This is a genomic window from Marinifilum fragile JCM 15579 (assembly GCF_001310955.1).
Classification (GTDB): domain Bacteria; phylum Bacteroidota; class Bacteroidia; order Bacteroidales; family Marinifilaceae; genus Marinifilum; species Marinifilum fragile.
The window spans coordinates 92,161-105,497 of sequence record NZ_BAZX01000010.1 but is presented as its reverse complement, the minus strand read 5'-3'; the positions used below and the strand labels follow the sequence as shown (position 1 = coordinate 105,497).

The following is a 13,337-nucleotide window of genomic DNA, read 5'->3' as shown; positions in this document are numbered from 1 at the left end:
TGTTTTGTGAATATTAAATGATATCTCCTTTTCAATTTGCAAAAGTCGTTTTCAATGCAGACCTTTGCCTCCTTAATTATGGATTGAAAAACAGTATCTGAATAGATCGAAATTATGGGTAAAATTATAATTAAAACACCGGAGCAAATTGAAGGAATTAGAAAAAGTTCTCAATTGGCCGGCAATACATTAAAATATATTAGCAATTACGTTGAAGAAGGTGTATCAACACATTATCTTGATAAATTAATTGAAGAATACATCCGCGACAACGGAGCAATTCCAGCTCCTTTAAATTATCATGGTTTTCCAAAATCATGTTGTATCTCACTTAACGATGTAATCTGTCACGGTATTCCTGATGAAAAAACCATTTTAAAACCAGGAGATATTCTTAACGTGGATGTTACAACCATTCTTGACGGTTATTATGGTGATACCAGTACAATGTTTACCATTGGTGATATTACCGACCAAGCTGCAAGATTGGTTGAAGATACGGAACATGCTCTATATTTAGGAATTGAACAAGTAAGACCAGGCAACTATTTTGGAAATATAGGTTTTATGATTGGACGTTATGCACAAGCAAAAAAATACAGTGTAGTGTATGAATTCTGTGGACACGGTATTGGATTAGATTTCCATGAAGATCCTCAGGTAGAACACATTGCTCCTAAAAACTCAGGCCCTAAAATGAAAGAAGGAATGGTTTTCACCATCGAACCAATGATAAATTTGGGTAAGGCAAGAGCTGTTGTTGATGAAAATGATGGATGGACTGCAAGAACGATAGACAAAAAATTATCTGCTCAATTTGAACATACCATTTTGGTTACAAAAGATGGATACGAGATTTTAACCGATGTAGGTGATTACGAAATCTTCAGATAAGAAGTTTCCCACACCAATTGAAATATAAGCCGTCTTAAATAAAATTTGGGACGGTTATTTTTTTTCACTTTCCCAATGAAAGAATTTGTATTAATTTAGCTCATCACTAAACTTTAAACTATGAAGAAGGTTGCAGTTCTATTGGCTGGCGGAAGCGGTAAAAGAATGGGAACTTCACTCCCTAAACAATTTTAAAAATTGCCGATAAACCAATTATTCAACACTCAATTGAGGCGTTTGAAAATCATCCCAACATCGATGAAATTTGCATTATTATTAATGCCGATTACCACAAAGAGATCAACGATTTGGTTACAGATAAGAACTACAATAAAGTAAGATATGTATTAAGTGGAGGCAAAGAAAGAAGCGATTCAAGCCTTGCAGCAATTAAAGCTTATGAACGTGAGCAAAATGTATATCTGATTTTTCATGATGCTGTTCGTCCTTTCGTTTCTGCGCGTATCATTAGCGATGTAATTAATGCATTGAAAGATGGAAAATCGGTAGCCGTTGCAATTCCAACTACCGACACCATTTTCTGCTTGAATCCGCATGAAACCATTGCGTCTGTTCCCAATCGCAACCTGCTAAGAAGAGCTCAAACTCCTCAGGCATTCTCCTACAAAACCATAAAAAAAGCCTATGATATTGCAATGAGCGATTCAAATTTTGTGGCAACTGATGATTGTGGAGTTGTTCTAAAATATCTTCCAAATGAAGCCATCCACATTATTGACGGTGATGAATCCAATATCAAAATCACCTTTGAGCAAGATTTACTGCAGGGAACACAAATTGCAGATAAAAAATAGGTTTAAATAGTGAAGCTGTTTATTCTGTAAATCACAAAAGTTGATTTTTACTAAAATAATGTACCTTTACGGCTATTAATCATTAAGCAAATATTAAAGCTTAGCTATCAAGTAACTATTGAATATCTGGATTTTTTCCTCATTACACTTGTTACTTTTAGGGCTACTGTTTGTTTGAGTATTAATTAAAGCTGAAAATAAAATATAAATTGAATAGATATTAGCATGAAGGATACAAAAATCGCTCTTCTTATCACTACTTACAATAGTCCCAAATTTTTAGATTTGGTTTTCAGAAGTATATTAAAACAAACTGTAAACCCTTATGAGATTGTTATTGGTGATGATGGATCGAAAGAAGATACAAAGAAATTAATTGATTCATACCGAGATCAATTCCCATTCGAAATCAAACATGTTTGGCAAGAGGATGATGGTTTCCAGAGATGTAGAATCTTAAACAAGGCAATTGCACAAGTAAGTGCTGACTACATCATTCAACTTGATGGAGATGTTATGCTTCATCCACGTTTCATCGAAGATCATTTAACAGTTATTAAACCTAAGCAATTGGTTTGTGGAAATCGCTGTTTCGTTCTAAAGTCCAAAACAGAAAAGTTGGTAAACGATCCGTCTAACATTAGTTTAAATCTACTAAACGTTAAAAAAAGAAAAAGATTCTTCAGAATTCCATTCTTATCGAGCCTATTTAAAAATAAAAGAAACAACACATCCCGAAAAGGTAATGTAGGTTGTCACATGGCTTACTGGAAAGAAGACATGGTTAACATTAATGGCTATAATGAAGATTTTGTTGGTTGGGGATACGAAGACATTGAGATGGTTGAGCGATTAATGAATTCCGGGGTTAAAAAAACAACCTTGTTAATGATGGCTTTACAGTACCACCTATGGCACCCAAAAAGCTCTAGGGCAAGCTCTGAGAAAAATAAACAAATGTACTTTGATTGCAGAGAGAAAAAACTATTCTACTGCGAAAAAGGTATCAAACAATACTTATAAAAAAAGGCTTGATTGTAAATTACAATCAAGCCTTTTTTCTAATTCGTATTTTTTAATCCTCTAATGGATAATGCCTAATTTCCACATCCATTTGATGAACTGGTTCAATTGAATTCAGTTTACTTCCATTCAATACCTTTTCATACAATTTAAGATAGTCATTACACATTTTGGTTGCAGAGAAGTTATCACAAACATATTCGTGACAATATTTTCTATTGTAATCTCCGTAATTTCTTGCTGCTTCAATTAACTCCGAATAAGAATTTGAAGTTACACCTACTTCAGGAATAATTAACTCTGGCAGAGAGCCGTAAGTACTACCAAAAACTGGAGCTCCGAAGTATAAACTTTCTACAATAGCCAATCCGTATGGTTCATGCCAAATAACAGGGAACAATAAGGCTTTGGATTGATTAATGACATAACTCTTCTCTAAACCTCCCAGGAATCCCTTGTATTTTACAGTTCTTGAAAAAGGCAAGCCTCTACCTCCAACAACAGCAAGCTTTTCATTCAAAGCTTTTGCCATTTTAATACATCCTTTTAAGTTCTTTTTACTTCTATTTGCCTTACCTAAAAAGAGCATATGTTCTCTTTTCAAATTCCAATCAACAGGACCATATTCATTAAAATCCAAACCATTGTATACAAAAGTCGAACTACCATGACGCTCCGCATGATTCTTTGAAATAAATACCGTATTGATATCATATTTTTCACTTGGCTTACTATTACCATGTAGAGTTACCATATATGGAATTGTAATCTCTTCATGAATAGGAAAATGAAAATGTACCAAATCTGTTCCTTCCGGAATTTGGTCATTTAGAGACTTTTTAGGATTATAGAAATACATTTTTGCGAAATCACATGTAGATCCTTCGGCAGCCATAAAGCTCACTTCATGCCCCTTTTTTATTAACTCTTCTCCTAACCACCAAATAATTCTTTCAATACCACCATAATGCTTTGCTGGTATAACTAAATCTGTAACGAGTAATATATTCATGTTATACTATTTTATCTGTTAATTATAAAAACCTTAATGGTCTATTAACATTTAAAGAAAATTCTATTTTTTGAATTTCTTCTTGATTGCTAATTTTCGGTTAATTTTCTCTTTATGCTCTTTGTCAAATTGAATTAACAATCTCACGGCTTCCTCTTCATCCTTTCCATTTAAGTTAGCATATTCTCTCGCCACTACTTCCAATTCCTCTTCAACTTGCCCAAATTTGAGCAAAATTCTTAAGACCTTTCATGTAAGGCATTTTCTCAAAACGCATCCTATTAATATCAACCACACTAAATTGATATTTATTATCTTCTAATTTTTTAATTAATATATTGCCTCTAGAGTAATCTAAGTGATGTATGCTATTCTTATGAAGTTTATAATAGGTATATTCAGCAAACTGACGTAAAATATTATTCTTATCAGGAAATTCGAATCCAATTAAATCACGAATGGTAAAATCATAATCATGATGAATACTCACATAGTAACTTCTATGGAACAAACCCTTTTTAAGTGTTTCAACACAAGCTACAGGTTCAGGTGTATCTGCTCCTACACTTATCATTTTCATTGCATATTCATAGGAATGCTTCGCTTTCGATCCGCGTAACCAGGCATATGCAACTTTATTAATCAAGTGAGGAATTTTAAATGATTTTACATTCAACTTTAATCCTTCACATTCAAATATTTTAATTTCGTTGCGCCCTTTGTATATTGAAACACCTTCATTGTCGAAAACATGAGGCAAATTTTTAACAAAATTCTCAACGAACAAATAATCAGGATTAATTATATAACGCATTTTTTTCTCCAATATCATCTTTACTCCTCCTTATAAAGTTCCGGCAACAATTCTATAATCTTATTTGCAACACGTTCTCCTGCTTTACCATCAAGAGATTCAAACATCCTTTTGTTTGCGATTTGCTGAGCATCTCTTTTTTCATTTGCATTCTCGTATGCATAATCCAACATTTTACCTAATTCTTCTTGCGAATCAATTTGGAAACTAATGGAATTAATTATTTGGCGTACCTCCGGAACAATTCTTCTAACAACCGGTACCTTAAAAGTAATAATTGGTTTATACAAAGCACACATTTCAGATAATATTGAACTAGTATCACCAATACAAATATCTGAAATCATAATATATGGTGTTACATTCTGAGTGTCTATATACTTTACTCCTGGTGTTTCTTTTATTATATTTCTATACTTATCTGAAGTCCAAACATGAAGAGTTACAAGAACGTTATATTTCTCCGTATAATCTTTTAACTTATCATACCATTTGTGTACAGCAGACATTTGAGACTTATCCCATGTAGACGAAAACAGAATTGTCTTCTTATTTTCATCAAGTTTTAATTTCTTTTTTAAACTGTTTAATACTTCTTCTGAATAAGTTCCATTATAAGCATCATCCATCTTTGGGTATCCCAAGCCAACACCTGAGACAATTCCGATCGCCTTTGCTTCCTCTACCTCTTTAGAGCTTGTAAAATGAAATTGATCGAACATGTTATGTCCTTTTACATTTGCAAAAGGCTTGAAATGATATGCGCCATGGTTAATCCCAATCTTTACAATTTTAGGTTCCGGAAACAAATAACAAGCCTGCCTACACATAATTACTCCCTTTGGAAATACAGGCATAATTCTAGCGTTTACTCCTTTTTCTAATAACTTCTTTTGTATACTTCGATTCTTTGCAACAACAGGTATTTCTCTTAAATGTCTTTGTACATTTTTAAATATCTCCAAATCGAGCTCATTAGCACAGAAAAATACAACCTCTGTTCTATTCTTGAATAAATTAAGAATGTTCCAAACCAATCTATAAGGAAACTTAATCACATAATATGATAAAACCATTCTGTAAGTTATTTAGTATTTAATTTCCTTTTTTGGATAGTAATCCTTTTTTCAACAATTTGAATTGAAAACCTATATTATCATGCAAATATTTACCATTATCAACAGCTAGCTCGCCGAAAGTTCAAATGGAATTTTTTTCCATTTCGGAAATATAACTTCCAACATATAGGATTGTTGAGAAAGACCATCTGGGTAGCTATAACTTTTAGAATAGTTTTCTTCTAACTTGCCTTGCCCATCATTCACAAGTAAGGCTCTACCATAATTATCCGAAAATGTTATTAAGGTTTTATATCTGATTTTTCCTATAGCACCTGTAATTCCAAAATGATGTGCAACAACTGCATTATTGCTTATACCATTTACAATTCCATCATTGTAAGATGGTGTAAATAAAGGCATACCAATGATTCTTTTGTGACTAGTCCACCCTGATCGAAATACTGAATTTGAGAAGTAACTATCAAAACCAATAACTGGTTCAATAGGATGATCTGGACGAATAATATAACCTCCCTGATCCTTAGTATAATAATATTCGTAAATAAAAGAGGATATCAGCTTAGAGTTTTTCAGTTTCACATAAAAAGTCAGATTCCAATCCTTTACACCTTTTAAATGTTTAAAATCTCCCGATTTATCCTCGTAAATATTCTTTAAGCTCACCACACTTTCTATTTTAGGCGAAGAATATGATAATTCAAAAGTATTTTGACCAATATGGTTTCCCGATTTATTATAGCTCTCTGTTATGGATTCATTGCCATCTTGATCTACCAACACTTTTCCTCCTCTAACCAAAACAGCATCCATAAAAGCATCGAATCCACCTAAATTACCCCATTTAGGAGAATCTCCGCCCCACTGCACATAATGATCCAATCCAACTGTAAATGACAATCCTTGCTTTTTACCTATTCTTAGAAAAGCACTCTTATGATGAACATTTGCTTTATCAACATATCTATCATCCAACATTATTCCATTGGAAAAACTACCTTTAATCCACAACCAATTGTTTGAGTAAGGAACTGCAATAAAGTTATTAAGCTGGATTTTCATTTCCGGATACATGCGAGCATTACCAGAGTAAAGCATATCTCCATTGGTAAGAGACAATCCATCAAATTTAATTTCTCTATGTTGCATTCCAACATTAATTCCAATTTGCCTCCAATCAGCTGACACATACATTTCGTCTATGAAAAAATCACTGGATTTTCCTTGACTTCCAATTAAGGAGGTTCCATAGTTAAAATCAATTTTCTTTGAATTATTCGAAGGAGTACTGTGAATTCGAAAATTTAATGTTCCATTATTTTCATCTGGATAAATACCATATTTGTTTGTTATTAACCAAAATGGCAAATTACTTTCTGAAGAAACTTGAGTAGATAGTTCTGCCTCATAATTTACTTTTTTACTTTGAGCTAAAAGTGTTTGGCAAGCAAACATTAAAATCAATACTAATCCCCTATACTTCATTTTAATTCTAATTGTTTTTTACAAATGACTTTACAATTTCTTTTATTGATACCGATCCAATCTCATCCAATGGAATATCTCCAGGTTTATAAAATTCAAACGAGGAAATATCATCTTCGGCTTTAATATTTTTAAAAGATTCTACCTGACAAACAAAAGCTAAATCTGTTGTGAACACTGATAATCCTCCAAACACATATTCATTAGGAAATGACATAAAGTATTTCATCTCTTTAATGTCCAAATTCAACTCTTCTCTAATTTCTCTTTCTATGGCATTTTCAGCCGTTTCCATAACATCTACAAATCCTCCTGGCAAATCTAGCATTCCCAATTGTGGTTGAATTGCCCGGCGAGTCAACAATAACTCTCCTTTCTCGTTTACAATTAAAGCAGCCACAGCTGCTGCCGAATTGATATAGAGATGAAATGAACATGTTCCGCACAAAAAGGAATTGTCCTTATGGTAAACAAATTCTCTACCTCCACATTTTGGACAATATCGAATTACTTTTTCTGGAAATGTTGGTGCCATACCCTTACGGTTTACTGTGAATCAAATTTTTAATTCAAAAAATTCTTAATCAACAAAGTTGAATTGAATAAAAATATAATGAAAAGGCAAAACTAACTTATTGTTATCTGAATGCCAATAATTAGCTGTTTAATTTTAGAATTTTTCCTTTAAATACTTTAAAGTCATTGGCAAATATTACAAACCCATCTTCCTGATCTTTTATTTGGATTCATCCCAAATTAGCTTTTAAATCGATTGCAGTGCTTTGTTTATTTCAAAAACTTATTACTTTTAGTGCCGAAGCAAATACGATGGGTATGGCCAAGCTAAATATTTTTTATCCTGACTAAAAAAGAGCTTGTATCTTATTCAAATCAAATGGTCGCTAATTTTACTTGAACAAGGTATTCAAGCCGCCCCATTCATTTTGATTCTAACCCAAATACCATATATAAAAAAAGGCATTTCCTATTGAAATGCCTTTTTTATTTAGTAGCCAATAGCTCTACTATCTTTATGCCTCAAAGTATCAGGAGCTCCAACCAATAATCCATCTTCATTTACTGCGATATTAGCCATCATTCCAATTCTGGATTGTTCTTGAATTGTATGTCCCAAATCTTGCAAATTTCTTTTTACTGTTGGCGAGATTGCATCAGTTTCTGCATATACTTTGTCGGGCAGCCATTGTGAATGGATTCTTGGAGCGTTTACACAATTCTGAGGATTCATTTTAAATTCGACAGCATTGATGATATTTTGAAACACTGAAGTAATAATAGTTGAACCTCCCGGCGATCCAGTTACCATAAACAGCTTCCCATTTTTCTCAACAATAGTTGGAGCCATACTACTAAGCATTCTCTTTTCAGGTTCAATTGCATTGGCTTTTCCACCCACCAAACCAAACTGATTTGGCACTCCTGGCTTAATGCTAAAATCGTCCATTTCATTATTTAAAAAGAAACCACCTCCTTCAACAATCACTTTACTTCCATAGTTCCCATTTAATGTTGTAGTTACCGAAACTGCATTTCCCCATTGATCTACAACAGAGAAGTGAGTTGTTTCAAAACTCTCTATTACTTCTACATTACCTGCTTTTATTTCTTGTGAATTCGACTTATTATCCATACTAATATTAGAAAAGCGATTAACCAAATACTCTTCGCTTAATAACTTATTCACGGGAACAGAACAGTAATCCGGATCTCCTAACCATGTGGCTCTATCCGCATATACCCTTCTTTCCAACTCAACCATTAAATGGATATGCTCAAATGATCCGAATTGATATTGTCCCAAATTAAACTCTTCGGCTCCTTTTAAAAGTTGCAATAAGGCAATTCCTCCACTTGAAGGTGGCGGCATGGAAATAAGCTTGCAATCGCGATATTTTCCAATCAGAGCCGGACGCCAAACAGCCTTGTATTCTAACAAATCTTCTTTTGAAATTAATCCTTTTCCCCTTTGCATTTCAGAAATGATAAGTTCAGCCGTTTCTCCTTCATAAAACCCTTTCCTCCCCTGTTCCTTAATCCGAATCAAGACATTTTCCAATTCAGGATTCTTAATTACCTCTCCTTTTTTAAAATCTGTTTTTCTCAGGTAGCAACAATTGATTTTACCAGAATTCACCTTATTAATTCTCTCGCGATATGCATTTAACTTATCAGCTTCCAATGCTGTAAGTATCACTCCATTTTTTGCTAAGTCAATTGCTGGTTGCACCAATTTTTCCCAACTCAGTCTTCCATATTTTTCATGAAGCTTAACCATTCCATCAACGCTACCAGGAACTCCAACAGCCAAATGTCCTATCTCACTTAATCCTTCAATAACATTCCCATTTGCATCAAGATACATTTTCTCCGAAGCAGCTTTAGGTGCTTTTTCTCTAAAATCAAGGCTTTCCGATTCTCCTTTAGCTGTTCTAATCACTGCAAAGCCTCCACCAGCAATGTTACCTGCTCTTGGGTACACAACGGCTAATGCAAATTGCACAGCAACCGCAGCATCAAAGGCATTACCCCCTTGTTTTAATATATTATTCCCCACATCGGATGCCAGGTAGTGTGCTGTTACAACCACACCATTCTTAAATACATTATCCGACTTTAATTTATTATTTTGATTACATGCTAATAGTAGCAATAGCAGAACAACAATTGATAGGACTCTGTTTAGTTTCATAGCTTTAGTTTCATAGCTTTAGTTTCAGTAATGCATAAAGATAAAAATTATAAATTTATGTATACAAAAAAAGCGGTTACAATTGCAACCGCTTTACTTTTTTAAATCCAATATTTAGTTAAAAATATATCGTAATCCAATTTGTAATTGCCATTTTGAATTCACTGAAACATCATCAGTATATGATTCTTTTAGTTTAGGATCAAAATGCATCCAAGGAGTTCCATTATTATCTACTCCATTTACCGTAATTGGTCTTGTTGTTGTTGCAAATTGTCGAACACCCCAATTTGAGCTGATCATATTTCCAAGATTCAATACATCTATTGAGAATTGAAGCGTATTTTTCTTTCCTCCAACTTTGAAGTTGTAATCCTGCATAAAACGGAAATCGAGCTGACCAAACCAAGGTAACATTGCACCATTACGTTCAGCATATTTGCCTCTACGATCTTCCAAATAATCATCCTGACTGATGAATTTATCAAGAGCAATCCATTGTTGAGCAGCATCGGCAGCCTCAATTCCTACACCATCTTCAACCGTACCAAATCTGATATCTGATGAATTTCTCGGTACATAGATCAAGTCGTTATTACTGATTGCATCACCATTCACATCTCCTGTATATGTGTATGAGTAACGGTTTCCTTTTCCTGCTTCGTAGAACATTGCAAACGAAGAAGCAAATTTACCGTAATTAACCTTGTACATAGCCGAAGCAATTACTCTGTGCTTCAATCCATATCTCGACCACGAATAAGCCGGATGGTTAGGATTACCCACAACAGGGTTTCTTTGGAAAGCATCAGCTGCAATCTCAGCAGGAATCGACGTTAAATCTTTAGCAGTTAAATAGGTATAGGCAATATCTGCAGAAAATCCCCAATCCCATTTTTTAGCTAATTTACCGGTTGCTGTAAACTGATATCCTTTACTTGTATTGTCCATTACAATAGCTCCAGCATCAAGAAATGCTTCTGATCCTGCTGAAGAAGAGTAAATATTAACTTCATTAAATCCAGCAAAACTTTCACGATTATCTCCTGTTCCTGTTAATTGTCCTGTTGGTGGAAGCATATTGTAGTTTCTATGAACAACAGCATTTACATCTTTTGAGTAAATTCCTTCAACAGTTGCCAACCAACCTTTTCCAAATTTCATGTCCATTGCAACATTATTTTTCCAAACTTGCGGAAACTTAAAGTCATCTGCAGTAGCATTTAATTGGAATTCGTAGCCAGCATCAATTCGTGCATTTGAAGATTGATTTCCTAACCATACGAAAGGAATACGACCAGTAAAAATACCTGATCCACCTCTTAACTGCATTGTATTATCTCCTTTTACATCCCAGTTGAAACCAAATCGTGGTGACCACATAATTTTAGAATCAGGCCAGGTTGCAGGATCTAATCTTACACCTTTTCCTCTTTCATCAACCCAACCCGTAAAGTCACGACCACGATCTGTTGCTGCATCTTGTGGAATATCATTATAGTATTTAGGAAAATCAACACGTAAACCTAAAGTTAGCTTCAAATCATCGTTAACCTGGAATTCATCTTGGGCATAGAAAGCTATCTGGGCAACATCAACATCCGACCAAGCAAAAGGGTTCTGATTTGCATCTGTTACATCTTGATTGAAATCGTTGGTAGCATTACCAACAAAGTAAGCAAAATCATCATTTAAGAAATTTTGAACGCTAAAAGCAGTAATCCATGGATAATAGAATAAGTTGAAAGAGTTTTCGAACTTGAATCGTTCATAGTTAAAACCGACTGTGATTGCGTGACGATCAGAGTAGTAAGTTAAGTTATCAGAAATCTGCCACACATCCTGATTCAGACGATTATGAGTAGAGAACATTTCGGAACCAGCCGTTAAAGCTACATTACCGCTTCCATCAAGAATATCGATCACAGGGAATGGATCTGAATGTGGATTACGCCTATCGCGAAATGATGTAAAACCTACCATTAATTTATTTGAAATCTTATTCGAAAACATTGAGTGTAATTCACCTACAACCGAATGAATCTTATTAAAAATTCGATAAGACGAGTTCTCAAATGGCAAACGAAAGCTTGTTGGTCCACGACCACCAACGGCCTCGGGATGAGGAAGAATATCCTTCCAGGCATCTAACATGTTATATCTAAGAACCAAATTGTGCTTTTTAGACAAATTAGCATCCAGTTTTACCAGAAATTTATCGTTTGATGTTTCGTGATTATACCCCTGATACGCACCTGGATCATATCCCCATCGATTAATTAAGTGTTGCTGAACTGCTAATGCATCGGCTTCGGATACACTTGTTGTATTTGAATTACCTGCATTTGAGCCGTTATTTGCAACAAAACCATGAGCCATTTGATCTCTTCTTTCCTGCTCAAAGTTTATGAAGAAGAATAATTTGTTTTTTATTATTGGACCTCCAAGACTAATACCATATTGCTTAGTGCTAAAATCAAGATTTTCCACTTTAAGACCGTTTACCTTATCACCAATCATATTTTCGTTACGGAAATAGTAATAAGTTGATCCTTTAAATTCATTAGTACCTGATTTTGTTACTGCATTTACACCAGCACCAGTAAAACCTCCCTCACGAACATCAAAAGGTGCTAACGACACTTGAATCTGGTCGATCGCATCTAATGATACCGGTTGAGCATCAGCTTGTCCACCAGGAGTTGCTACATCCAGACCAAATGAATTATTGAAAATTGATCCATCCAATGAGAAGTTGTTGTAAAGATTATTTCGACCACCAAAGCTATTACCATCGGACTCGGGTGTTAATCTGGTCATATCCGACTGATACGTGAAATGGTTGGCAATGATATAATTCTTTCACGATTCAAGTTGGTTTGAGCACCTGTTCTATCCTGACTAATCACATCGTTCTTGTCATAAATTACTGTAATTTCATCAATCTGAACATTGTCTTCGTGAATAACTAAATTAATTTCTGCAGATTTATTTAACTGTAAATAAATATTTTCTTGCTTTGACTCTTTATAGCCTATAAAAGTAACAGTTACCGTGTATGGACCACCAATTTTCATGTTACGAATGTCAAAGCGACCATCATCTTGTGTGATGGTTCCGTATTGCGTGCCTGTTGGAGTGTGTGTTGCAACGACAGTTGCCGCAAAAATAGGGGAATTTTGAGGATCGACAACTTTACCACGCATCGATGAAGTTGTTACCCCTTGCGAAAAAGCACTTGGCAGATAAGCGACCAAGGCTACAACAAGAAATAAAATTTTTATTTTCTTCATTTGAACAAAGATTAGATTATAATTAGGTAGACTATAAATGTATAAAAAAACAAAAAACAAACCTACAAGTCTTTAAACCATATTTATTAACAACCAACACAATAGACAATCATATCATCGTTATATTGTTAAATCTAATCTTTTGATTTAAAAAAAAGAAAAATATCGTTTAGTATTGATATTAGTACATTGCTAATCATTAATTTATCTTA

General features: G+C 34.1%; 11 protein-coding genes. 3 read left to right on the top strand and 8 right to left on the bottom strand.

Annotated features, from left to right (window positions below; translation table 11 throughout):
* Positions 1-114 precede the first annotated feature (114 nt).
* The 3 genes from map (at position 115) to JCM15579_RS09670 (ending at position 2,732) form a co-directional block, all read left to right on the top strand.
* Complete coding sequence (gene map, locus JCM15579_RS09680; protein ID WP_054719262.1) at positions 115-894, top strand: type I methionyl aminopeptidase; 780 nt, start codon at positions 115-117, stop codon at positions 892-894.
* Between the two features lie 188 nt (positions 895-1,082).
* Positions 1,083-1,709 (top strand): IspD/TarI family cytidylyltransferase, encoded by a 627-nt coding sequence (locus JCM15579_RS09675; protein ID WP_083464620.1) that lies wholly within the window; start codon positions 1,083-1,085, stop codon positions 1,707-1,709.
* Between the two features lie 225 nt (positions 1,710-1,934).
* On the top strand, positions 1,935-2,732 hold the full coding sequence (locus JCM15579_RS09670; RefSeq protein ID WP_054719256.1) for a glycosyltransferase family 2 protein: 798 nt from the start codon (positions 1,935-1,937) through the stop codon (positions 2,730-2,732).
* 52 nt (positions 2,733-2,784) lie between these two features.
* Here the strand turns inward: JCM15579_RS09670 and JCM15579_RS09665 are convergent, their stop codons facing one another.
* The 8 genes from JCM15579_RS09665 to JCM15579_RS09630 form a co-directional block, all read right to left on the bottom strand.
* On the bottom strand, positions 2,785-3,744 hold the full coding sequence (locus JCM15579_RS09665) for a glycosyltransferase (protein WP_054719254.1): 960 nt from the start codon (positions 3,742-3,744) through the stop codon (positions 2,785-2,787).
* A gap of 211 nt (positions 3,745-3,955) precedes the next feature.
* Positions 3,956-4,558, bottom strand: a complete 603-nt coding sequence (locus tag JCM15579_RS09660; protein ID WP_172677410.1) for a hypothetical protein — start codon at positions 4,556-4,558, stop codon at positions 3,956-3,958.
* Between the two features lie 20 nt (positions 4,559-4,578).
* Complete coding sequence (locus JCM15579_RS09655) at positions 4,579-5,634, bottom strand: CDP-glycerol glycerophosphotransferase family protein (RefSeq protein ID WP_054719248.1); 1,056 nt, start codon at positions 5,632-5,634, stop codon at positions 4,579-4,581.
* Between the two features lie 108 nt (positions 5,635-5,742).
* Entirely contained in the window at positions 5,743-7,122 is a 1,380-nt protein-coding gene (locus JCM15579_RS09650; RefSeq protein WP_083464619.1) for a capsule assembly Wzi family protein, read from the bottom strand.
* A gap of 7 nt (positions 7,123-7,129) precedes the next feature.
* Entirely contained in the window at positions 7,130-7,657 is a 528-nt protein-coding gene (locus tag JCM15579_RS09645) for an NUDIX hydrolase (RefSeq protein WP_054719242.1), read from the bottom strand.
* Between the two features lie 471 nt (positions 7,658-8,128).
* Positions 8,129-9,832 carry a gamma-glutamyltransferase gene (gene ggt / locus JCM15579_RS09640; RefSeq protein ID WP_054719239.1) on the bottom strand — a complete coding sequence of 568 codons (1,704 nt, stop codon included), beginning with the start codon at positions 9,830-9,832 and terminating at the stop codon, positions 8,129-8,131.
* Between the two features lie 114 nt (positions 9,833-9,946).
* A complete protein-coding gene (locus tag JCM15579_RS09635; protein WP_054719236.1) occupies positions 9,947-12,652 on the bottom strand; it encodes a TonB-dependent receptor domain-containing protein in 2,706 nt (901 codons plus the stop codon).
* Positions 12,649-13,125 (bottom strand): carboxypeptidase-like regulatory domain-containing protein, encoded by a 477-nt coding sequence (locus JCM15579_RS09630; protein WP_054719232.1) that lies wholly within the window; start codon positions 13,123-13,125, stop codon positions 12,649-12,651. Before JCM15579_RS09630 ends, JCM15579_RS09635 begins: the two co-directional genes overlap by 4 nt.
* Positions 13,126-13,337 lie beyond the last annotated feature (212 nt).

What these genes read in the sequence shown, in the direction of transcription:
- map (WP_054719262.1), top strand. Translation starts at nt 115, where the DNA reads ATGGGTAAAATTATAATTAAAACACCGGAGCAAATTGAAGGAATTAGA.
- JCM15579_RS09670 (WP_054719256.1), top strand. Translation starts at nt 1,935, where the DNA reads ATGAAGGATACAAAAATCGCTCTTCTTATCACTACTTACAATAGTCCC.
- JCM15579_RS09665 (WP_054719254.1), bottom strand. Translation starts at nt 3,744, where the DNA reads ATGAATATATTACTCGTTACAGATTTAGTTATACCAGCAAAGCATTAT.
- JCM15579_RS09660 (WP_172677410.1), bottom strand. Translation starts at nt 4,558, where the DNA reads ATGCGTTATATAATTAATCCTGATTATTTGTTCGTTGAGAATTTTGTT.
- JCM15579_RS09655 (WP_054719248.1), bottom strand. Translation starts at nt 5,634, where the DNA reads ATGGTTTTATCATATTATGTGATTAAGTTTCCTTATAGATTGGTTTGG.
- JCM15579_RS09650 (WP_083464619.1), bottom strand. Translation starts at nt 7,122, where the DNA reads ATGAAGTATAGGGGATTAGTATTGATTTTAATGTTTGCTTGCCAAACA.
- JCM15579_RS09645 (WP_054719242.1), bottom strand. Translation starts at nt 7,657, where the DNA reads ATGGCACCAACATTTCCAGAAAAAGTAATTCGATATTGTCCAAAATGT.
- ggt (WP_054719239.1), bottom strand. Translation starts at nt 9,832, where the DNA reads ATGAAACTAAACAGAGTCCTATCAATTGTTGTTCTGCTATTGCTACTA.
- JCM15579_RS09635 (WP_054719236.1), bottom strand. Translation starts at nt 12,652, where the DNA reads ATGACCAGATTAACACCCGAGTCCGATGGTAATAGCTTTGGTGGTCGA.
- JCM15579_RS09630 (WP_054719232.1), bottom strand. Translation starts at nt 13,125, where the DNA reads ATGAAGAAAATAAAAATTTTATTTCTTGTTGTAGCCTTGGTCGCTTAT.